At 67.8% G+C, this 21,474-nt stretch carries 23 protein-coding genes; 11 read left to right on the forward strand and 12 right to left on the reverse strand.

Going from position 1 to position 21,474, the window contains the following annotated elements; genetic code table 11:
• The first annotated feature begins 64 nt into the window (after positions 1–64).
• From AC5P98_RS20390 to AC5P98_RS20435, 10 genes are all read left to right on the forward strand, one after another.
• On the forward strand, positions 65–649 hold the full coding sequence (locus tag AC5P98_RS20390; protein WP_014036042.1) for a hypothetical protein: 585 nt from the start codon (positions 65–67) through the stop codon (positions 647–649).
• An 8-nt stretch (positions 650–657) separates the two neighbouring features.
• Positions 658–1,212 (forward strand): cob(I)yrinic acid a,c-diamide adenosyltransferase, encoded by a 555-nt coding sequence (locus AC5P98_RS20395; protein ID WP_014645991.1) that lies wholly within the window; start codon positions 658–660, stop codon positions 1,210–1,212.
• 9 nt (positions 1,213–1,221) lie between these two features.
• Complete coding sequence (locus tag AC5P98_RS20400; RefSeq protein ID WP_014645990.1) at positions 1,222–2,160, forward strand: histone deacetylase family protein; 939 nt, start codon at positions 1,222–1,224, stop codon at positions 2,158–2,160.
• 89 nt (positions 2,161–2,249) lie between these two features.
• On the forward strand, positions 2,250–4,757 hold the full coding sequence (gene lptD / locus AC5P98_RS20405; protein WP_168708230.1) for an LPS-assembly protein LptD: 2,508 nt from the start codon (positions 2,250–2,252) through the stop codon (positions 4,755–4,757).
• On the forward strand, positions 4,754–6,100 hold the full coding sequence (locus AC5P98_RS20410; protein WP_032959016.1) for a peptidylprolyl isomerase: 1,347 nt from the start codon (positions 4,754–4,756) through the stop codon (positions 6,098–6,100). The genes lptD and AC5P98_RS20410 overlap by 4 nt, the downstream gene beginning before the upstream one ends.
• Before the next feature lie 3 nt (positions 6,101–6,103).
• Entirely contained in the window at positions 6,104–7,084 is a 981-nt protein-coding gene (pdxA, locus tag AC5P98_RS20415; protein ID WP_032959015.1) for a 4-hydroxythreonine-4-phosphate dehydrogenase PdxA, read from the forward strand.
• Entirely contained in the window at positions 7,081–7,884 is an 804-nt protein-coding gene (rsmA, locus tag AC5P98_RS20420; RefSeq protein ID WP_014645986.1) for a 16S rRNA (adenine(1518)-N(6)/adenine(1519)-N(6))-dimethyltransferase RsmA, read from the forward strand. The genes pdxA and rsmA overlap by 4 nt, the downstream gene beginning before the upstream one ends.
• 13 nt (positions 7,885–7,897) lie before the next feature.
• A complete protein-coding gene (gene apaG, locus AC5P98_RS20425) occupies positions 7,898–8,281 on the forward strand; it encodes a Co2+/Mg2+ efflux facilitator ApaG/CorD (RefSeq protein ID WP_008268668.1) in 384 nt (127 codons plus the stop codon).
• Between the two features lie 15 nt (positions 8,282–8,296).
• Positions 8,297–9,322: a symmetrical bis(5'-nucleosyl)-tetraphosphatase gene (locus AC5P98_RS20430; protein WP_049404141.1), complete on the forward strand. Its 1,026-nt coding sequence runs from the start codon at positions 8,297–8,299 to the stop codon at positions 9,320–9,322.
• Positions 9,319–9,978, forward strand: a complete 660-nt coding sequence (locus AC5P98_RS20435; protein ID WP_049404140.1) for a DUF1287 domain-containing protein — start codon at positions 9,319–9,321, stop codon at positions 9,976–9,978. The genes AC5P98_RS20430 and AC5P98_RS20435 overlap by 4 nt, the downstream gene beginning before the upstream one ends.
• Before the next feature lie 112 nt (positions 9,979–10,090).
• Here AC5P98_RS20435 and AC5P98_RS20440 read toward each other — a convergent pair whose 3' ends face one another.
• The 9 genes from AC5P98_RS20440 to AC5P98_RS20480 form a co-directional block, all read right to left on the reverse strand.
• Entirely contained in the window at positions 10,091–10,582 is a 492-nt protein-coding gene (locus tag AC5P98_RS20440; protein WP_049404166.1) for a dihydrofolate reductase, read from the reverse strand.
• 5 nt (positions 10,583–10,587) lie between these two features.
• A complete protein-coding gene (locus AC5P98_RS20445) occupies positions 10,588–11,382 on the reverse strand; it encodes a thymidylate synthase (protein WP_014645982.1) in 795 nt (264 codons plus the stop codon).
• Positions 11,379–12,266: a prolipoprotein diacylglyceryl transferase gene (lgt, locus tag AC5P98_RS20450; protein ID WP_014645981.1), complete on the reverse strand. Its 888-nt coding sequence runs from the start codon at positions 12,264–12,266 to the stop codon at positions 11,379–11,381. Before lgt ends, AC5P98_RS20445 begins: the two co-directional genes overlap by 4 nt.
• Before the next feature lie 95 nt (positions 12,267–12,361).
• On the reverse strand, positions 12,362–12,856 hold the full coding sequence (locus AC5P98_RS20455) for a TPM domain-containing protein (protein WP_049404137.1): 495 nt from the start codon (positions 12,854–12,856) through the stop codon (positions 12,362–12,364).
• Positions 12,856–13,743, reverse strand: a complete 888-nt coding sequence (locus AC5P98_RS20460; RefSeq protein WP_049404135.1) for a TPM domain-containing protein — start codon at positions 13,741–13,743, stop codon at positions 12,856–12,858. Before AC5P98_RS20460 ends, AC5P98_RS20455 begins: the two co-directional genes overlap by 1 nt.
• A gap of 3 nt (positions 13,744–13,746) precedes the next feature.
• Positions 13,747–14,367, reverse strand: coding sequence for a LemA family protein (locus tag AC5P98_RS20465; protein ID WP_049404134.1), 621 nt, complete (start codon positions 14,365–14,367; stop codon positions 13,747–13,749).
• A 545-nt stretch (positions 14,368–14,912) separates the two neighbouring features.
• On the reverse strand, positions 14,913–16,073 hold the full coding sequence (locus AC5P98_RS20470; RefSeq protein WP_014645977.1) for an MFS transporter: 1,161 nt from the start codon (positions 16,071–16,073) through the stop codon (positions 14,913–14,915).
• 228 nt (positions 16,074–16,301) lie between these two features.
• Positions 16,302–17,051 carry a TerC family protein gene (locus tag AC5P98_RS20475; protein ID WP_049406113.1) on the reverse strand — a complete coding sequence of 250 codons (750 nt, stop codon included), beginning with the start codon at positions 17,049–17,051 and terminating at the stop codon, positions 16,302–16,304.
• 33 nt (positions 17,052–17,084) lie between these two features.
• Positions 17,085–17,480: a diacylglycerol kinase gene (locus tag AC5P98_RS20480; protein WP_049406112.1), complete on the reverse strand. Its 396-nt coding sequence runs from the start codon at positions 17,478–17,480 to the stop codon at positions 17,085–17,087.
• A 213-nt stretch (positions 17,481–17,693) separates the two neighbouring features.
• Between AC5P98_RS20480 and AC5P98_RS20485 the strand changes: the two genes are divergently transcribed.
• On the forward strand, positions 17,694–18,395 hold the full coding sequence (locus AC5P98_RS20485; RefSeq protein ID WP_014645976.1) for an SGNH/GDSL hydrolase family protein: 702 nt from the start codon (positions 17,694–17,696) through the stop codon (positions 18,393–18,395).
• Positions 18,396–18,530: 135 nt separating this feature from the next.
• Here AC5P98_RS20485 and AC5P98_RS20490 read toward each other — a convergent pair whose 3' ends face one another.
• The 3 genes from AC5P98_RS20490 to AC5P98_RS20500 all read right to left on the reverse strand — a co-directional run bounded on the left by AC5P98_RS20490 (position 18,531) and on the right by AC5P98_RS20500 (position 21,399).
• The gene (locus AC5P98_RS20490) at positions 18,531–19,802 is read right to left on the reverse strand and encodes a sensor histidine kinase (protein WP_014645975.1); all 1,272 of its coding nucleotides are present in this window, start codon (positions 19,800–19,802) and stop codon (positions 18,531–18,533) included.
• A 154-nt stretch (positions 19,803–19,956) separates the two neighbouring features.
• A complete protein-coding gene (locus AC5P98_RS20495; RefSeq protein WP_002811889.1) occupies positions 19,957–20,670 on the reverse strand; it encodes a response regulator transcription factor in 714 nt (237 codons plus the stop codon).
• A gap of 87 nt (positions 20,671–20,757) precedes the next feature.
• Positions 20,758–21,399 (reverse strand): arylesterase, encoded by a 642-nt coding sequence (locus tag AC5P98_RS20500; protein WP_049406109.1) that lies wholly within the window; start codon positions 21,397–21,399, stop codon positions 20,758–20,760.
• Between the last annotated feature and the right edge of the window lie 75 nt (positions 21,400–21,474).

Raw genomic sequence — 21,474 nt, forward strand, 5'->3', positions numbered from 1 at the left:
CCGACCTGCGCCAACCGGCGCGGCGGGCTAGAATGAAACCTGAATCCGCTCCGGGCCCGCTGCCATGTCCGCCACCGCCAACCGTGCCTTCGTCCTGTCCGTACTCGTGCTGTTGCTGGCGGCGACCCGGGTCAACCACTTCGCGGCGATCCCGGATGCCTCCTGGGCGGTGTTCTTCATCGGCGGCTTCTACCTGGCTGGCTGGACCCGCTGGGCGTTCCCGCTGCTGATGGTGTTCGCGGTGCTGGTGGACTGGATCGTGATCCGCAGCAGCGGCCTGGATTTCTGGCAGCACTACTGCGTGTCGCCGGGTTACTGGCTGCTGCTGCCGGCGTATTTCTCGCTGTGGGCCGGCGGCATGCTGCTGGGCCGCAACTACCAGGGGGCACGCTGGCCGGTACTGGCCAAGGGCGCGCTGCTGCTGGTGGCCTCGGTGGCGGTCTGTCACCTGCTCGCGCAGGGCGGCTTCTACTGGACCAGCCGCAACGTGGCCGAGCCGACGCTGGCCGGCTGGGCACAGAACTACGCACAGTGGTTCGGGCCGTACCTGCGCACCACCGCCATCTACGTGGCGCTCGGCGCCGCCCTGCAGCTGGCCGTGGAGCAGGTGCTGAAGCTCCAGCAGGCCCGCCGCGACATCCGGCACTGAGCCGCGCCATGGGTCATCGCCTCTCGCGCATCTATACCCGCACCGGCGACGACGGCAGTACCGGCCTTGGCGACGGCCAGCGCGTGGCCAAGGATGATGCCCGCGTGGCGTCCTACGGCACTGTCGACGAAGCCAATGCCGCACTCGGCCTGCTGCTGGCCACGGCGCTGCCCGACGACGTGCGCGCGCTGGTGGTGCATCTGCAGCACCAGCTGTTCGACCTGGGCGCCGAACTGTGCATCCCCGGCCACGCCGCGATCCACGCCGCCGATGTGTCGGCACTGGAACAGCAGCTGGACCACTACAACGCCAGCCTGCCGATGTTGAAGGAATTCATCCTGCCAGCCGGTGGCGAGGCCGCCGCACGCTGCCACCTGGCGCGCACCATCGTCCGCCGGGCCGAGCGCGAGACGGTCACCCTGGCCCGCCACGACGCCGTGCGCAGCGAGGCGCTGCAGTACCTCAACCGGCTGTCGGACCTGTTGTTCGTGCTGGCCCGGGTGCTGGCCCGTGCCGATGGCCATGGCGAAGCGCTGTGGCAGCCACAGCAGCGCCAGCGCTGAGTCGGCACGATGCTGGTCTTCACCCATCCGTCCTGCCTGCTGCATGACCCCGGCCCTGGCCATCCGGAGTGCCCGCAACGCCTGCAGCATGTGCTCGATGCCCTGCACGCCGCCTTCCCCGGCCAGCTGGACTGGCGCGAGGCGCCGCCGGCCAAGTTCGGCGAACTGACCCGGGTCCACGACAGCGCCCTGCTCGACTTCGTGCTGCAGCCGCAGACCGCGCCGCTGCGCCAGCTGGACATGGACACCTGGACCTCGCCCGGCTCGGCCAGTGCCGCCGTGCATGCCGCCGGCGCCGGCGTGGCGGCGGTAGATGCGGTGATGCTGGGCGAGGACCCGCTGGCGTTCTGCGCGGTGCGGCCACCGGGCCACCACGCCACCAGCAGCACTGCGATGGGCTTCTGCCTGCTCAACAACATCGCCATCGCCGCCGCCTACGCCCGTGACCGTCATGGCCTGGAGCGCATCGCGGTGGTCGATTTCGATGTCCACCATGGCAACGGCACCCAGGACATCTTCCAGCACGACGCCCGGGTCTCGTACTACAGCACCCACCAGGCCGGGCTGTTCCCCAACTCCGGCCTGCGCCGCGACCGCGGTGCCGGCAACCTGATGAACATCCTGCTGCCCCCCGGCAGCGGCGGTTTCCGCTTCCGCAATGTGTGGGCCGACGAGATGCTGCCGGCCATCGACGACTTCCGCCCGCAGCTGCTGCTGATTTCGGCCGGCTTCGATGCCCACCTGCGCGATCCGCAGGCCGATCTGATGCTGGAAACCGACGATTTCGCCTGGATCACCCGCGAACTGCATGCGCTGGCGCGCCGCCATGCGGCCGGCCGGGTGGTCTCGATGCTGGAAGGCGGCTATGACCTGCAGGCCCTTGCCGAGTGCAGCGTGGCCCATGTCCGGGCCCTGCTGCCCCCCCCACCGGGCAGCGTCTCCGGATGAACCCGAACCGGCAGGATCCGACGCCCTTCATTGCCCCTATGCAAGGGATGGGGCAAGCTACCGTCCGTTTTCGCCCGAATCCGAACCGCGTGCGCCGAGCCCTCCGCCTGCTTCCCCTGCCTCTGAGCATCGCCATCTGCCTGCCGGCAATGGCCGATGAAAAGCCGCTCAACTGGGGCCTGTGCCCGGCTACCGACGTGATTCCCGCGTTCACCGATGCCCCTGTCCCTGTCCCGGTCCCAGGGCAGGACAAGGCCGCCGCCAGCGCCGCGCGCGAGCAGCAGCCGACCGACATCGAGGGTGACCAGCTGCTGGGCACCACCACCGTGCCGCAGTACGAAGGCAACGTGGCCCTGCGCCGTGGCGACCAGTTCGTCGGCACCGACAAGCTCAGCTTCGATACCGAGACCGGCAACTACATCGCCGACGGCAATGTCCGCTACCAGGACTCCTCGATCCGCATGGTCGCCAAGCGCGCCGAGGGCAACCAGGAAAGCGACACCCACAAGATCACCGACATCAAGTACCAGCTGGTGTCGCGCCGCGGCAACGGCGATGCCGAATCGGTCGACCTGCAGGGTGCGGTCGGCCAGATGCACCGCTCCACCTACACCACCTGCGACCCGTCGCAGCCGGTGTGGAAGCTGTCGGCGCCGCAGATCGAAGTGGACAACGACGAAGGCTTCGGTACCGCCCGCAACGCCGTGCTGCGCATCGGCAAGGTGCCGGTGCTGTGGGCGCCGTACTTCAAGTTCCCGATCGACGACCGCCGCAAGACCGGCCTGCTGTTCCCGCAGCTGGGCATGTCCGGCCGCAACGGTTTCGATTACGCACAGCCGATCTACTTCAACCTGGCGCCGAACTACGACGACACGTTGACCCCGCGCTACATGAGCCGGCGCGGCCTGATGCTCGACAACGAATTCCGCTACCTCTACAACGGCGGCCGCGGCGAACTGCTGACCGCGTTCATGCCCAACGACAAACTGCGCGACCGCGACCGCGGCCGGGTGATGTTCGGCGGCTACCACAACCTCGACGACCACTGGCAGGCCCGCGCCAACCTGGCCTGGGTCAGCGACGAACGCTATGTGGAAGACTTCGCCAACCGCCTGGTGGGGGTCACCGCGTCGAACCTGCAGAGCACCATCGGCCTGTACGGCACTGGCAGGAACTGGACGGCCGGCATCATGGCCGACCGCTGGCAGCTGACCGACTACACCCTCAACGAGGGTGCGCTGGCCTACAACCGCCAGCCGCGCCTGTATTTCAACTGGGACAAGCCGGTCCTGCCGTGGCTGGAAACCGGCATCTACGCCGAAGCCGTGCGTTTCACCCACGACGACATCAACTTCAAGTACGGCGCTGATGCGGGACCGGACCTGCAGTACACCCGCAACGGCAGCCGTCAGACCGACGGCATCGGTGTCAGCGGCGGCTCGCGGCTGGATGTCAAACCCTACGTGTCGTTCCCGATCAGCGGCGCGGCCTGGTATGTCACGCCGACCCTGGCCTACCGCTATACCGGTTACCAGCTGGACCGTGGCCTGGTTGATGGCGTGAACGGCATCCGCGGCCAGATCCTGCGTTCGCAGGGCATCGACCCGAACACCGCCACACCGGAACAGCTGCGCGGCAACACCTCGCCCAGCCGCAGCCTGCCGATCGGCAGCATCGACGCCGGCCTGTTCTTCGATCGCGAGACCCGCATCGGTGGCAAGTCCTTCCTGCAGACCCTGGAACCGCGCCTGTTCTACCTGCGCACGCCCTACCGCGATCAGGACGAGCTGCCGATCTTCGACACCCGCGACTTCACCTTCAGCTGGGGCCAGCTGTTCCGCGATTCTCGCTATACCGGCGCCGATCGCCAGAACGACGCCAACCAGCTGACCATGGCGCTGAGCACCCGCTTCATCGACCAGACCACCGGCAAGGAACGCTTCTCGGCCTCCATCGGCCAGATCCAGTACTTCGACGAATCGCGGGTGACCGTCACCCCGGGTGGCGCGCCGGTGGAGAAGGGCAAGTCGGCGTGGATCGCTGACGGCAACTACATGATCAACGACCGCTGGACCCTGGGTGCCACCTACCAGTGGGACCCCAAGTACAAGCGCGAGGATCTGGCCAGCGTCCGCGCCCGCTACCTGATGCCCAACGATGGCGTGATCAACCTCAGCTACCGTTACCGCATCAACTCCGGCGCCCCGGCCACCGCCAACAAGCATGACCGCACGCTGCTGGAACAGGCCGACCTGTCGTTCCTGTACCCGCTGAATGCGCGCTGGAGCCTGGTCGGCCGCTACTACTACTCGCTGCAGGACAAGGAACCGCTGGAGATCATCGCCGGCGTCCAGTGGGACAGCTGCTGCCTGGCCGTGCGTGCGGTCGCCCGCCGCTACGTCCGCAACCGCGAAGGCGAGATGAACAACGCCATCCAGCTGGAGTTCGTGCTCAAGGGCCTGAGCTCCCTGGGCCAGGACACGGACCGTACCCTGCGCCGTGCTATCCTCGGCTACAACCGCGACGACCTCTATCTCGTGCCGCCGAGCAACACCGGGGCGACCCGGGATGACTACGATCCGAACCTGATCCCATGACCAAGCGCTTCCCCGTTCTTCTCGCCTCGCTGCTGGCGGTGTCCAGCGTGTCCGCCCCCCTGCAGGTGCTTGCCCAGGAGGCGCAGCCGCTTGACCGCATCGCCGCCGTCGTCGATGAGGACGTGATCCTGCAGAGCGAGCTCCAGCGTGCGATCGCCAACATCAAGGCGCAGTACGCCGGCCGTGAAAACCAGCTGCCGCCGGAAGACGTGCTCAGCCGCCAGGTGCTGGAGCGCCTGGTGCTGGTCAAGCTGCAGGTGGCCCGCGCCCAGGGCAGCGGCATCCGGGTCAGCGACCAGGAGCTGAACCAGGCGATGAACTCCATCGCCCAGCAGAACGGTTCGAACCTGGACGCCCTGCGCCAGCGCCTGGCCCATGACGGCATCGACTTCAACGATTTCCGCGCCTCGGTGCGTGACGAGATCACCGTGCAGCGCCTGCGCCAGAGCTTCGCGCAGAGCCGCATCAGCGTCAGCGAGGGTGAAGTCGACGCCGCGCTGAAGCAGCAGGCCACGGTGGGCAACCAGTACCACCTGGCGCACATCCTGATCGCCCTGCCCGACGGCGCCAACGCTGACCAGATCGCCACCGGCCAGAAGAAGGCCGATGGTGTGAAGACCCTGCTGGACAAGGGCGAGCTGGACTTCAACGCAGCGGCCGTGCGCTATTCGGATAGCCCGAATGCACTGGAAGGCGGCGACCTGGGCTGGCGCAGCCTGGATGAAATCCCGCAGGCCTTTGCCCAGATGATGGAAAAGATGAAGCCCGGCGAAGTGGTCGGCCCGATCCGTGGCCCGAGCGGCTTCCAGCTGCTGAAGCTGGTGGAAGTGCGTGACGCCAGCTCCGCCGCCGCCGGTGAGCATACGGTCACCGAATTCCACGGCCGCCACATCCTGGTGCGCGTGGACGACCACCAGACCGACGCCGCCGCCAAGGCCAAGATCGACACCCTGCGTGCCCGCATCGCCGGTGGTGCCGAGTTCCAGACCGTTGCCAAGGAATCCTCCGAGGACAACAACAGCAAGGGCCAGGGCGGTGACCTGGGCTGGTTCCCGGCCGACGCGTTCGGTCCGGCCTTCGGCCAGCAGGTGGAAGGTCTCCAGGACGGTGGCGTCAGCCAGCCGTTCCGTACCGATGCCGGTTGGCACATCGTGCAGCGCGTGGCGACCCGCCAGACCGACGTGACCACCGACAACCAGCGTGCCCAGGTCCGCGAGACCATCGGCCGCCGCAAGCTGGAAGACGAGTACAACCGCTTCCTGCAGGAACTGCGTGGCGAAGCCTACGTCAGCTTCCGCAGCGGCGACCGCGCGGAAAACACCGCCACCCCGCCGCAGTCCTGACCGATGCGCCCCGAGCTCGCTCTGGTACCGGGCGAGCCCGCCGGGATCGGCCCGGAGCTATGTGTCCGCCTCGTCCAGCAGCCGCGTGAAGATTGCCGGCTGCTGGCCTTCGCCGATCCGGACACCCTGCACGCGGCCGCGGCCGCGCTGAACCTGCCCCTGCAGCTGCTGCCCGAGGACGCCGAAGCACGCGCCCCCGGCGATCTGCGCCTGCGCGCTGTCCGCAACGCTGCGCCCAGCCGCTTCGGCCAGGCCGATCCGGCCAATGCCGGCGCGGTCATCGGCGCCCTGCTCGGCGCCGGCCAGGCCTGCCTGTCCGGCGAACTGCACGGTGTTGTGACCGGCCCGGTGCACAAGGCGGTCATCAATGAAGGCGGCATCGCCTACAGCGGCACCACTGAACTGCTGGCCGACCAGGCCGGGGTGAAGGTGGTGATGATGCTGGCCAACCACATCGTGCGCGTGGCCCTGGCCACCACCCACCTGCCGCTGCGCGAGGTGGCCGATGCGATCACCGCGCCCGGCCTGGAGCACGCGCTGCGCACGGTGCACGCCGCACTGCGCCGTGAGTTCGGCCTGCCTGCGCCGCGCATCGCCGTGCTCGGCCTGAACCCGCACGCCGGCGAAGATGGCCACCTGGGCCGCGAAGAACTGGATCTGGTCATCCCGCTGCTGCAGCGCCTGCGCGCGGAGGGCATGGACCTGGTCGGGCCGCTGCCGGCCGATACCGCCTTCCTGCCCGCCAAGCTGGCCGGCTTCGACACCGTGCTGGCGATGTACCACGACCAGGGCCTGCCGGTACTGAAGTATTCCGGCTTCGAACAGGCGGTGAACCTGACCCTGGGCCTGCCCTATCCGCGCGTGGCGGTGGACCATGGCACCGCGCTGGAGCTGGCCGGCCGCGGCATCGCCGATCCCTCCAGCCTGCAGGCGGCAACGACGCTGTGTGCGCAGCTTGCGCGGCAACGTACACTGGGCGCATGAATTCCCCGCATTCCCCCTCCGGCCCGGTGTTCACCGCACCGGCCAAGAAGCAGCTTGGCCAACATTTCCTGGCCGACCGCCACTACATCGACAAGATCGTGATGGCGGTCAACCCGAAAGACGGCGACCGCCTGGTCGAGATCGGCCCTGGCCAGGGCGCGATCACCCTGCCGCTGCTGCGCGTGCACCCCACGCTGACGGTGATCGAGTTCGACCGCGATCTGATCGCGCCGCTGACCGCCGCCGCCGAGCCGCTGGGCGAGCTGACCATCGTTCATCGCGACGTGCTGCGCGTGGACTTCACCGAACTGGCCGCCGGCCAGCCGATCCGCCTGGTCGGCAACCTGCCCTACAACATCTCCTCGCCGATCCTGTTCCATGCGCTTGAGCATGCCGCGGTCATCCGCGACATGCACTTCATGCTGCAGAAGGAAGTGGTCGACCGCATGGCGGCCGGCCCCGGCAGCAAGGTGTATGGCCGCCTCAGCGTGATGCTGCAGGCCTACTGCCAGGTGACCTCGCTGTTCGTGGTGCCGCCGGGCGCGTTCCGGCCGCCGCCGAAGGTCGATTCGGCCGTGGTGCGTCTGGTGCCGCGTGACCCGGCCGCGATCAACATCAACGACCACAAGCGCTTCGCCGAGGTGGTCAAGGCCGCCTTCGGGCAGCGCCGCAAGACCCTGCGCAATGCCCTGAACAACGTGGTGTCCGCCGAGCAGTTCATCGCCGCCGGCGTGCGTCCCGATGCCCGCGCCGAACAGCTGGACGTGGCCGAATTCATCGCTTTGGCCAATGCCTCCTGATTACACTGCCGGTATGGAAGACGCTGACGTTTATGCCATCTCCGTCGAAGTCGCGCCGCGCTTCCTCGACGATCAATCCGCGCCGGAAGACGGTCGCTTTGCGTTCGCCTACACGATCCGCATCCACAACCAGGGGCGGGTCGCGGCACGCCTGGTCGCGCGCCACTGGCGCATCACCGATGCCAATGGCCGTGTCGAGCATGTCGATGGCGACGGGGTGATCGGCGAGCAGCCGCGGCTGCGCCCCGGTGAAGACTTCCGTTACACGTCCGGTGTCATGCTGGGGACCGATCACGGGACCATGCAGGGGCACTACGACATGGTCGCCGACGATGGCACCGAATTTGCCGCGCCGGTCGCACCCTTCGTGCTGGCCGTGCCGCGTACCCTGCACTGACACGGAGGCCGAACGATGAGTGTGTGGGCGATCGGCGACCTGCAGGGCTGCTATGACGTCACCCAGCGATTGCTGGAGAAGATCCGCTTCGACCCGGCGCAGGACACCCTATGGTTCTGCGGCGACCTGGTCAACCGCGGCGGGCAGTCGCTGGAAACGCTGCGGCTGGTGCACTCGCTGCGCGAGCACAGCGTGGTGGTGCTGGGCAACCATGATCTTTCGCTGCTGGCCGTCGGTTCGCGTACCGAAGAGGAACAGCGCAAGGTCAACCCGGACCTGCTGCGCATCGTGCAGGCCGAGGACCGCGACGAACTGCTGGACTGGCTGCGCCTGCAGAAGCTGGTGCACGTGGACCGCGAGCTGGGCTGGATGATGGTGCACGCCGGCCTGGCGCCGAAGTGGACCACGCAGATGGCCGAGAAGCATGCCGCCGAGGTCGAGGTGCAACTGCATGGCGCCGGCTACCGCAAGCTGTTCCGCAACATGTACGGCGACAAGCCGAGCTGGGCCCCGAACCTGTCCGGTTACGACCGCTCGCGCGCGATCATCAACGTGCTCACCCGCATGCGCTACTGCACCCCGCGGGGGCGCATCGGCATCGAGGACAAGGGCACGCCGGGCACGCAGGAACAGGGGCTTTATCCCTGGTTCGAAGTGCCCGGCCGGGTCGAGCGCGACCTCAAGGTCGTCTGCGGCCACTGGTCGGCGCTGGGCTTGACCATCACCCAGGGCGTGCACGCCATCGACACCGGTGCGGTCTGGGGCGGCAAGCTGACCGCGCTCCAGCTTGATACCGACGAGCTGCGCGTGGTGCAGGTCCCGGGCCGCGACGTACCGGCACCCGTGCCCAACGCCCGCCCGCCGGCGCGACCGGCGCACGAGCGCCCCGGCGCCGCGACGCAGGGCAAGGAACAGGGCGGCAACGCCGCTGCCAGCCCGGGCAACCGTGGCCCACGCCGCCGTCGCCGTCGTGGTGGCGGAGGGGGCGGCGCGGGTGGCGCGGGTGGCGGCACCCACAACAGTCCCCCGCCGCAGGCGTGACGCGGCGCGGCTGGGCACCAGGGACGGTGCTGCTGACGCTGGCCCTGGCCAGCGGCTGCCAGCCCGGCTCGCCGCCTGCTCCCACGGCTGCGGATGGTGCTGCACATGCGCCGACGCAGCCGCAGGCCCCTTCGCCGCCACTGGTGGCCGCAGCCCGCGCGCAGGTCGGCGTCACCACCCGTTACGATCCTGCTTACCAGGTACTGGCCTATCCTGGCGGCGACGTGCCACTGGATCGGGGCGTGTGCACGGACGTGGTGGTGCGCGCCCTGCGCGATCTGGGCCTGGACCTGCAGGCACGCGTGCATGAGGACATGCGCGGCAGTTTCAGTGCCTATCCGGCGATCTGGGGCCTGTCACGGCCGGACCGCAACATCGATCATCGTCGTGTACCGAACCTGATGCGCTGGTTCGAGCGCCAGGGCTGGCAGCAACCGGTCACGGCCCTCGCCGCCGACTACGCGGCCGGCGACATCGTTGCCTGGAAGCTCAATGGCAACGGCCTGCTGCACGTGGGTATCGTTTCTGACCGGCGCCTGGCCAACGGCACACCGCTGGTGCTGCACAACATCGCGCGCGGCACGCGCGAAGAGAACCTGCTGTTCCAGCACGCGATCATCGGGCATTACCGGATGCCGTTGCGACAGTCCCGGTAGAGTCGACTGTTAGTCGACTGCTCCTGACGCCCCCTGAAAACCCCGCGCTGCGCGCGATAGTCGACCAACAGTCGACTCTACCCCGTCGGTGTTTTCGTTGGTATTTCCGCGATCAGCGGCGCACGTAGTGCACGAAGCGGAACGCGTAGGCGTGCCGTTCGTCGGCCGGGTGCGGCTCGCTGCTCACTTCCTGCCAGTCCTGCACGTCCACGCCGGGGAAATGGGTATCGGCGGGGACTTCGGCATCGACCCAGGTCAGGTACAGGTCACTGGCCTGGTCCAGCAACTGGTGGAAGATCTCGCCGCCGCCGATGATGCACAGCTCGCTGGCGCCCTCGCCTTCGGCAATCGCCTTCGCCTCGTCCAGCGACGCCACCGCACGCATGCCCTCGAACGGCACCTGGCCGCTGCGGGTCAGTACGAGGTTGGTCCGCCCCGGCAGCACGCGGCCGATCGACTCGGCCGTCTTGCGCCCCATCAGGATCGGCTTGCCCAGGGTGAGCGCCTTGAAGTGCTTGAAGTCATCCGGCAGGTGCCAGGGCATGGCATTGTCCTGGCCGATGCCACGGTTGCGGTCCAGCGCCACGATCATCGACAGCTTCAGGGCGCTCATACCGCCACCGGCGCCTTGATCGCCGGGTGCGGGTCGTAGCCGTCGATGCGGATGTCGTCGAACTGGAAGCCGAACAGGTCGGTCACCTCCGGGTTCAACCACAGCTTCGGCAGCGCGCGCGGCGCGCGCGACAGCTGCTCGCGGGCCTGCTCGAAGTGGTTCGAGTACAGGTGCGCATCGCCCAGCGTATGCACGAAGTCGCCCACGCCCAGGCCGGTGGCCTGCGCCACCATGTGGGTCAGCAGCGCGTAGCTGGCGATGTTGAACGGCACGCCGAGGAAGATGTCACCGCTGCGCTGGTAGAGCTGGCAGCTGAGCTTGCCGTCCACCACGTAGAACTGGAACAGGTTATGGCATGGCATCAACGCCATCTGCGAAAGCTCGCCCACGTTCCAGGCACTGACCACCAGCCGGCGCGAATCGGGGTTGCGCTTGATCTCGTCCACAAGCCACTGCATCTGGTCGATCTGGCGGCCGTCGGCGGTGGCCCAGCTGCGCCACTGCTTGCCGTAGACCGGGCCGAGGTCGCCGTTCTCGTCGGCCCACTCGTCCCAGATGCGCACCTGGTTGTCCTTCAGGTAGCCGATGTTGGTGTCGCCCTTCAGGAACCACAGCAGCTCGTGGATGATCGAGCGCAGGTGCAGTTTCTTGGTGGTGACCAGCGGGAAGCCTTCGTTGAGGTCGAAGCGCATCTGCCAGCCGAACACGCTGCGGGTGCCGGTACCGGTGCGATCACTCTTCTCGGCGCCGTGCTCGAGCACGTGCGCCAGCAGGTCCAGGTAGGGCTTCATGCCTTGCCCTCGGCAGCCACCGGCAACTGCGGCTGCAATACCGGCGCGCGGCGCGACATCACCAGCAGCACCAGGCCGAAGGCGATCAGCGGCAGGCTGAGGATCTGGCCACGGGTCAGCCAGTCGAAGGCCACGTAGACGCCGTTGTCCGGCATGCGCACGAACTCCACCGCGAAGCGGAACAGGCCGTACATCAACGCGAACAGGCCACCCACCAGGTAGCGGTGGCGCGGCTTGGCCGACACCGCCCACAGCACCACGAACATCACCAGGCCTTCCAGGAACGCTTCATACAGCTGCGACGGATGGCGGGCGTACGGGTTCAATGCGCCGGTGGCGAACTGCGCCTGCAGCGTCGCGTGGTCGAGCTGGTTCAGCGGGGCCGGCAGGCCGGACGGGAACACCACGCCCCAGGTCCCGTCGGTGTACTTGCCCCAAAGCTCGGCGCCGATGAAGTTGCCGATGCGGCCGAAGCCCAGGCCCAGTGGCACCAGCGGCGCCATGAAATCCATGGTGTCGAAGAAATGCAGCTTGTGCTTGCGCGACCACCACCAGCAGGCGCCCAGCACGCCGAGCAGGCCACCGTGGAAGCTCATGCCGCCGTCCCACACCTTGAACAGCAGCAGCGGGTTGTGCAGGAAATCGCCCAGCGCGTAGAACAGCATGTAGCCGATGCGCCCGCCCAGCACCACGCCGAGCATGGCGTAGAACAGCAGGTCGGAGAAGCCGTTGGCATCGACGCCCGGCAGGCGCCCCGCGGCAATGCGCGTGCGGCCCAGCAGCCACGCTGCGGTGAAGCCGAGCAGGTACATGATGCCGTACCAGTGCACCTTGATCGGCCCCAGCGAAAGGGCGATGGGGTCGATGTCGTGGAAATAGATCATGGAAAACGCCTGGCGGGAGTACGGGTATTTTAGCGTCCCTGCCCCGCCCGGGGCCGGGGCCGGCACGGGCGGAGGACCACGCCGCAGATCAGGGTTCAGTCCAGGATCTGGGGCGCGTCAGGCAACGCGTCATGCTCGGACCGCATCGAGGCCGGAAAGTGCCCTTCGATCAGGCTGGAGACCTCGTCGACGGCATCCTGCAATGCCTCGACCGGATGGGCGCCGCGCAGGCCCTCGCGCAGGTGGGTGCAGACCCGCTGCCACTGCGCCGGGCTGACCCGGCCGTGCAGGCCACGGTCGGCAACGATCTCGATCGCGTGATCGGCCAGCAGCAGGTAGATCAGTACGCCGTTGTTGTGGGCGGTATCCCAGGTTCGCAGGCGCGCAAAGGCATGCTCGGCGGCCTGGCGCGGGGTCACCCTGTGCCACAGCGCCCCCAGCGGCAGGTCCGCTTCCACCGCGAACATCACCTGCCCGCCGTGGCGCTGCTCACCGGCCGCGATGGCCCCGGTGATCGCCTGCAATGTGGCAGGTGGGAACGCACGCCGCACCGAGGGCGAGAATACATGGCGGAACAGACGTTGGATCATCACCAGCCTCCCGAAGCGCCACCGCCACCGGAACGGCCGCCGCCACCGCCCCAGCCACCACCACCACCGAATCCACCGCCCCCGCCGAAACCGCCTCCGCCACCCCAGCTGCCACCGCCCCAACCGCCACCGCCGGCAAAGCGGCCCGGGTGGCCGGACAGCATCGCCACGATCAGGCCGACCACGCCGGCCAGGCCACTGGCCAGCAGCGTGGAGGTGAACAGGAATGCTGCCAGCGCCGCACCCGCGCCGCCGAGCAGGCCGCGCAGCGGACGCGGCACGCGCGAGAAGACCCCGCGCAGGATGCTGCCAGCGAACACGCCGATGAACAGCGCCAGGAACCAGGTATCGCCACCACCACCGGGTTCGCGCCCGCGATGACCGCTGACCGGTGCCGGCAGCGGTTCGCCGTCGATCAGCTTGACCAGCACCGCCGTGGCATCGGTGATGCCGCCGGCATAGTCGCCGCTGCGGAAGCGCGGGACCAGGTATTCCTGGATGACCCGGTTGGCGATGGCATCGGGAATCGCGCCTTCAAGGCCGTAGCCCGGCTCGATGCGCACGCGCCGGTCATCCTTGGCCACCACCAGCAGCACGCCGTCATCCACGCCCTTGCGGCCGATCTGCCATTGATCGAAGACCCGCGTGGTGTACTGCGCGATGTCCTCCGGCTGGGTGGTGGGCACCACCAGCACCTGCAGCTGGCTGCCCTTGCGCTGCTGCAGCTCGATCGCCTGCTGCACCAGCGCCTGCTTCTGCGTGGCGTCCAGCGTGCCGGTGGTATCGACCACCGGCGAGTCCAGCGCAGGAATCGGCGCCAGCGGCTGTGCCTGCGTTGCCAACGGCAGCCACAGCAGCAGGGCCAGCAGCGCAGTGGCCAGGCGCATCGGTCAGTGACCCGGCTGCGGCGCCGGCTGCTGCTGCGGCGCGTTGCCGAAATCGACCGCTGGCGCGTTGGAAATCTGCGCTTCGTTGTCCACCGTGAAGTTCGGCTTGGTCTTGTAGCCGAAGATCTTGGCGGTGACCACCTGCGGGAACGAACGGATGTAGGTGTTGTAGTCCTGCACCTGCTGGATGTAGCGGCCGCGCGCAACCGTGATGCGGTTTTCGGTGCCTTCCAGCTGGGCCTGCAGGTCGCGGAAGTTCTGGTCGGACTTCAGCACCGGGTAGTTCTCGGTGACCACCAGCAGCCGCGACAGTGCGCTGCCGAGTTCACCCTGGGCCTGCTGGAACTGCTTGAGCGAGGCTTCGTCGTCGGCGTTGACGTTGATCTGGCCGACGCGCGAACGGGCGTTGGTGACTTCGGTCAGCACGCGCTCTTCCTGGCTGGCAAAGCCCTTCACCGTCTGCACCAGGTTGGGCACCAGATCGGCGCGGCGCTTGTACTGGTTGAGCACCTCAGACCAGCTGGCCTTGACCGCCTCATCCTTCTGCTGGATGGCGTTGTAGCCGCAGCCGGACAGCAGGGAGGCCAGCAGCATCAGGGGCAGGACACGGGTAAACAGGCGCATGGCGGAGGTTCCGGGTGGGCTTGGCACCGAGCATGCCACGGTTCGGGTGAAAGACCGGCCATCGGGCACCGCCCCCTCCGCGGTGGGTGGCGAGGAAGCGTTATCGGGGTCGGTCAGGAGGGTGGGTTGGCTGGGGGGCGCTGCCAGTACGTCCGTGTAAGCTCGGTCGCCGCATCCATGCGGCTCACGCCCCCAGCCAACCCACCCTCCCGGCCACGGACAATTTCCTGCACACCGCGGGAAGATCAAAAGAAAAAATCAAAAGCAAAAGCCGGTTCTTCAGGCATTCGTGTCGACCAAGGTCGACACCTACCAGAGCGGAACGCCGTTACGACAGATCGCGGGAATCTGTCGAAGGCGGGGTGGGTCCGGTTGAGGGGGCGTGAGCCGCATGGATGCGGCGACCGAGCTTACATGGACGTACTTGCAGCGTCCCCCTCAACCGGACCCACCCCGCCAACCCACGGAATGCAGGCTTTTGCCGTTGACGTTGACGTTGATTCGGCGGGTGCAGGGCTGCAAGCCCTGCCGGAATCCAACACCCCTCAGCAGGCCTCAGCCACCGCGGTGCGGGGACGCCCCAGCCACGCCAGCAGCAGGCCCGATGCCGCCAGCAGGCCACCGGCCACCGGAATCGCGGCATAGCCCAGGCCCGAGCTGATCACCGCACCGCCCAGCGCCGCACCCACCGCATTGCCCAGGTTGAACGCACCGACGTTGATCGACGACGCCAGGCCCGGCGCCTCGCTGGCCGCCTGCATCACCCGGATCTGCAGCGGCGGTACGAGGGCGAAGGTCGCCGCGCCGAACAGCAGCACACCGAGGGCGGCGGTGGCGTGGCTCATGAAGGCCAGCGGCAGCACGAACATCAGCACCGCCAGGACGGCCAGCAGGATCCGTGTGGCGCCATCCAGCGACCAGTCGGCCATGCGCCCACCGATGCCGTTGCCGAGGGTGAAGCCGATGCCGATCAGCGCCAGCGAGATCGCGATGAAGGTATTGGAGGCGCCGGTCAATTCGGTCAGCACCGGTGCGACGTAGGTATAGAGGGTGAACATCGCACCTGCGCCAAGCACGGTGGTGGCCATCGCCAGCAGCACCGGCGGCTGCAGGATCGCCTTCAGTTCGCGGCGCACGTCCGGGCGCGGCCCCGGTGCAGATGCCGGCAGCGCGAAACCCAGCGCGGTGATTGCGATCAGGCCCAGCGCCGCAGTACCGGCAAAGGACAGGCGCCAGCCCAGCTGCTGGCCGACCCAGGTCGCCAGCGGCACGCCGCCGATGTTGGCGATGGTCAGGCCCATGAACATGGTGGCCACGGCCGCAGCCTGCTTTTCCTTCGGCACCAGGCTGGCGGCGACCACCGCACCGATGCCGAAGAAGGCACCGTGGTTGAGGCTGGTGACCAGGCGCGACAGCAGCAGCAGCCCGTAGTTCGGCGCCAGCGCGGACAGCAGGTTGCCGACCACGAAGATGGACATCAGCAGCATCAGCGCGGTGCGCTTGCCGAAACGGCCCATCAGCAGGGTCATCACCGGCGCGCCCAGCATCACGCCCACGGCGTAGGCGGTGATCAGCATGCCGGCGGTGGGGATGCCAACCCCCACGCCGTCGGCGATGACCGGCAACAGGCCCATCGGGGCAAATTCGGTGGTTCCAATGGCGAAGGCGCCAACGGCAAGCGCCAGCAAGGCGGCTCTGGAATTCATGGGGGTTTCCTGGGGGGCGGGAATCGGGAGTGCGTAGCCTGCGCGCTTTGCTGCGCCGGATTAAGCCTCGGCCCGGGAAAACACTGTTGATCCTGATTCACAAGTGAAGGCCGGAACGCCGCCGCAAGTGCAAAAACCGCAGCGCCGTTCGTTGTAGAGCCGCGCCCCACAACGCAGAACCCCCGGCCAGGCCGGGGGTTCTGGGTGACACACGTGCCAATGGCGCGCTTACCAGTTGCCGGCGCCCGGCACGTTGTGTTCGCGGGCGCGGCGGCGCATCAGCAGGTTCAGCCACTCCACCAGCACCGAGAAGCCCATCGCGGCGTAGATGTAGGGCTTGGGCACGTGCACGTCCAGGCCGTCCAGGATCAGCACCGCACCGATCATCAGGATGAAGGCCAGGGCCAGCATCTTCACGGTCGGGTTGGCGTCGATGAAGCGGCCCAGCGGGTTGGCGGCCAGCAGCATCACCAGCACCGACAGCAGGATGGCAGCCACCATCACCGGGATGTGGTCGGCGATGCCCACGGCGGTGATCACCGAGTCAAGCGAGAACACGATGTCGATCACCGCGATCTGGGCGATCACGTAGCCGAACACGGCCGACGCCTTGGTGGTGGTGGGGTCTTCGTCCTCGCCACCGCTGATCAGTTCCTTGATCTCCATGCAGCCCTTGATGATCAGGAACAGGCCACCAACGATCAGTACCAGGTCGCGGATGGAAATGCCCATGCCGGCCACGGTGAACAGGTTGGCCGCCATGTGCGCCAGGTAGGCCAGCGAGACCAGCAGGCCGATGCGGGTGATGCAGGCCACCGCGATGCCCAGCTTGCGTGCGAACGGACGACGCTCTTCCGGCAGCTTGCTGACCGCGATGGAAATGAACACCAGGTTGTCGATGCCGAGCACGATTTCCAGCGCGCTGAGCGTGAACAGGGTCACCCAGGCATTGGGGTCGGCGAGGAACTCAAAGGACATGGAAACTCTTCAAGGCAGTGGGGGAATGGGGTTTCAGCCGTAGCTGCCGGCCAGCGCGTGCGGAACCACGACCAGCGCCCAGCACAGCAGCACGTTCATCATCAGCACGAACACCGCTGCCGAGCCCATGTCCTTGGCGCGGCCAGCCAGCTCGTGGATCTCGCTGCCGTAGCGTTCGATCACCGCTTCGATGGCCGAGTTGGCAAGCTCCATCGCCAGCACCAGCAGCATCGAGCCGATCAGCAGCGCGCGTTCGACCGGGGTCTGGCCCAGCCAGATCGCGACCGGGGTCAGCAGGATCAGCAGGTAGACCTCCAGCCGGAACGAGGACTCGTGCAGCCAGGCGGCGCGCAGGCCCTGCCAGGACCAGCGGGCGGCCTGGAAGATGCGGCGCGGGCCGCGGGGCAGATGGCCGAACTGATCAGCCACGGATGGAACATCCAGCAACAGGGGCGCGGCGCAGCGACCGCTCAGACGCACGGCAGGGAATCATGGGTGCACAGGAATAGGCAGATGGCCGCCATTTTGCCACAAGGCCGCCAACCGCACCCCGCACCGGCCCGCTGAACGGCCTGCCAGGGGCAAGCACCGGGCTGGGCCGTGCTTCTATGATGGAGCTCCCCTTGCCTGCTGGAGCGCCTGATGTCCCGTCGCCGTACCTGCCTGCTGATGCTGGGCCTGCTGACTGCCGCACCGCTTGCCCAGGCCCTGAGCCCGGCCAGGCCGCCGCAGGTGCCCGAACAGGTCTCCAATGTGGCTTGGGCCGGCGACATGGCCCGCTTCGCCAGCGCCGACCAGGCCAACCCGCCGCCGCGTGGTGGCATCGAGTTCATCGGCAGCTCCTCGATCCGCTTCTGGGAGAGCCTGGCCACCGACTTCCCCGGCCAGCCGGTGTTCAACCGCGGCTTCGGCGGTTCGGAAGTGCGCGACAGCACCTGGTATGCCGGCCAGATCGTGGTGCCGTATGCGCCGTGTAAGGTGTTCTTCTACGCCGGTGACAACGACCTCAACAGCGGCCGCAGCGCCATGCAGGTGCGAGATGACGTGGTCGCCTTCGTGCAGCGCGTGCACCGCGACCTGCCGAAGACCAGGGTCGAGTACCTGTCGATCAAGCCGAGCCCGTCGCGTGCGCACCTGCTGCCGGCGATCAACGAAGCCAACGCGCTGATCAAGGCTGCGCTGGCCAGGCTGCCCAACACCGGCTTCACCGACATCTACACGCCGATGCTCGGCGCCGATGGACAGCCGGACGCGACGCTGTTCCGCGAGGACATGCTGCACATGACCCCGGCCGGCTATGCGATCTGGACCAAGGCGCTGGCGCCGAAGGTCAACTGCAACTGAGGCACTGTGGACGTCGGGCATGGCCCGGCGCTACCGCACCCCATCCACGCATGGCCTGGATCTACCGACATTTCAGCGGGATGGGGTCAGAGCCGGTTGCGCCGCAACGGGATCCGACCCCGGCAGGTCGCCGCGTTACCGGAAGACCACCGTGGCCTCGGTGCCCTTGCCCGGCTGGCTGGCCAGGCTGACCTTCCAGCCGAAGCGGTCGCACAGCCGGCGCACGATCGACAGGCCCAGGCCGGTGCCCTGCGGGCGGCTCGGCTCGGCGCGGTAGAAGGGTTCAAACGCGCGCGACAGCGCCTCGGCGGACATGCCGATGCCGGTGTCGCGCACCACCACCCGGTCATTGAGCACGTGCACGTCGATACGCCCTTCGTCGGTGTAGCTGCAGGCGTTGCGCACCAGGTTGCTGACCACCACCTGCAGCACCCGCGGCGGCGCGTGCAGCTGCACCGGGCCTTCGCTGTGCAGGTGCACTGACACCAGACGCGTACCCAGCAGTTCGTTGGCGTTGTCCACCTCGTAGCGGACGATGTCGTTGACGTCGAACAGCTCGATCTGGGGTTCGACGTCGGCCTCGCGGGCCAGGATCAGGAACGCGTCGATCACCGCTTCCATGTCACGGCCGGCGCGCTGGATGCGCTGCAGGCTGCGGCGCAGGCGCGGCTGCAGGGTTTCATCGCCCAGGGCCATGTCGCTGGCCACGCGGATGACGGTCAACGGCGTGCGCAGCTCGTGGCTCGCATCGCGGGTGAAGTTGCGCTCGCGGGCCACGTGCGCGCTGACCCGGTTGGCCAGCGAATGCAGCGCGGCCGCCAGCTGCCGGGTCTCGCCCTGCATGTCCGCGGGCAGCTTGTTCGGTTCCAGGTCGGCCGCCTCCGGGTGGCCCGGGTCCCAGCGCGAGACGCGCCGTGCCAACCAGTTCACCGGCGACACCAGGCGCTTGGAGGCCCGGTAGGTGACCCAGCTGGCGCCATACACCGCCAACAGGGTCAGCAGCACCGGCACGATGCCGAACCAGAACGCCAGCATCTCCGCACGCGAACGCAGGAACACCAGGTACAGGCGGCCGGCCGGACGCACATCGACCAGTACCAGCTGGTCATCCTTGGGCAGCTCGTGGAAACCGGGTTCCAGGTTGCGCAGGTTGGCCGGCAACGACAGCGCCGACTGCCCGCTTTCCAGCAGGTAGCCGCGGATGTTCTGGGTGTTGGGCGGTGGCTGCACCGGCGAGGCCTCGTGCAGCGTCCAGTAATAGGCCGCTTCCTCGCGCAGGGCGGCGCCGACCAGGCTGTGCTTGATCACCAGCGAAACCAGCCAGGCACCGAGCAGGATGCCCAGGCTGGCCAGGACTGCCTGCAGGATGAAGGCGATACGGATCTTGCGCGGCAGGCCGTGCGGCATTGCGGGGTCCCGGTCAGAGCGCTGCGATTATAGGCAGCGCGCTGCGCCGTAGTCGTGCACGGAGGATGACCGGCGGCAGTGCCGGCCGGTCATCCGTGCCCGGTGCGGGGGTCGTTGCCCGGCCGGGCCTGATGCTGCACCGGCCTGGCCCCGATCAGGCCATCGGCTGGGCGATATCGGCAATGCGGTAACCGGCGCTCTGCACGGTGTGCAGCAGCGGACGGTCGAACGGCTTGTCGATGATCTTGCGCAGGTTGTACAGATGGCTGCGCAGGGTGTCCGAATCCGGCAGGCCATTGCCCCAGATCTCGCGTTCGATCTCCTGGCGGGTGACCACGCGCGGCGATTCGCGCATCAGGATGGTCAGCAGGCGCAGGCCGATCGGCGACAGCTGCAGTTCGGTACCGGCACGGGTGGCCCGCATGCTGACCGGATCGAGCACCAGGTCGGCGACCTTCAGCACTTCCGAACCCACCTGGCGGCGTTCACGGCGGATCAGCGCGCGCAGGCGGGCTTCCAGCTCCTGGATCGCGAACGGCTTGGTCAGGTAGTCATCGGCGCCGAAACCGAGGCCGGTGAGCTTGTCGTCCAGCGTGTCGCGTGCCGTGAGCATCAGCACCGGGGTGGACTTGCGCGCATCGTTGCGCAGGCGACGGCATACTTCGATGCCATCCAGGCGCGGCAACATGAGGTCGAGCACCACGACGTCATAGCTGTTCTCCGCCGCAAGGCGGTAGCCATCCAGGCCGTCCTGTGCATAGTCGACTTCGAAGCCGCGACCTTCCAGGTATTCCCCGATCATCTCGGAGATGTTGCGGTTGTCTTCGACCACCAGCACCAAGCCGGAGGTCTCCTTCGTCTGACGCATGTGATTCCCTCTAACTTCAGCTTTGTGAAACATGCCGGATCGACGGTGGACGCGATGTGAAGTTCCGTCAAGAGGGTTGTAAATCGTTCAGAGCAGGGGCCGCAGCAGTGGCCAGACGTTGTCCAGCACCCTCGATTGCGCCTGCGCCGTGGGGTGCAGTCCATCGGGCTGCATCATGCCCGGCTGCAGGGCCACGCCCTCCAGCAGGAACGGCAGCAGCGGCACCTTGTACTGCGTGGCCAGCGCCTTGTAGGCCGCCGCCAGGCGCTGGCGGTAAGCGGGCCCATAGTTGGGCGGCACGTCGATGCCCAGCAGCAGCACCCTGGCGCCGGCCTTCTGGCTGGCCTGTACCATCTTTTCCAGGTTGCCCTGCACCTGTGCCGGGGTCAGCCCGCGCAGCGCGTCGTTGCCGCCCAGCGCGATCACCACCACCGTCGGCTTTTCCTTCGCCAACAGGCCCGGCAGGCGAGTCAGCGCGCCGGCCGTGGTTTCCCCGCTCATGCTGGCATTGACGATGCGCGCCGGTGTTTTCGACTGTTGCCTGACCCGCTGCTGCAACAGGCTGACCCAGCCGGCGTCGGCAGGGATATTGTGGGCAGCACTGAGGCTGTCGCCGAGCACCAGCACCGTGCCTGCCGGGTCTTTGGCTCCGGCCAGCCCGGGCAGCAGCAATCCCAGCAGCAGCACCATCATCGCGCCGGCTCGCCGGCTCCATCCCGTCTTGCGCATTGGAGTCTCCTCATCGACAGCCTGTCCCCCCGCAGCACGCCCGTCGCCATCGCCGTCGACCAGGTCGGCAAGTCC

Source organism: Stenotrophomonas sp. YJH_SMC_135 (assembly GCF_059372355.1).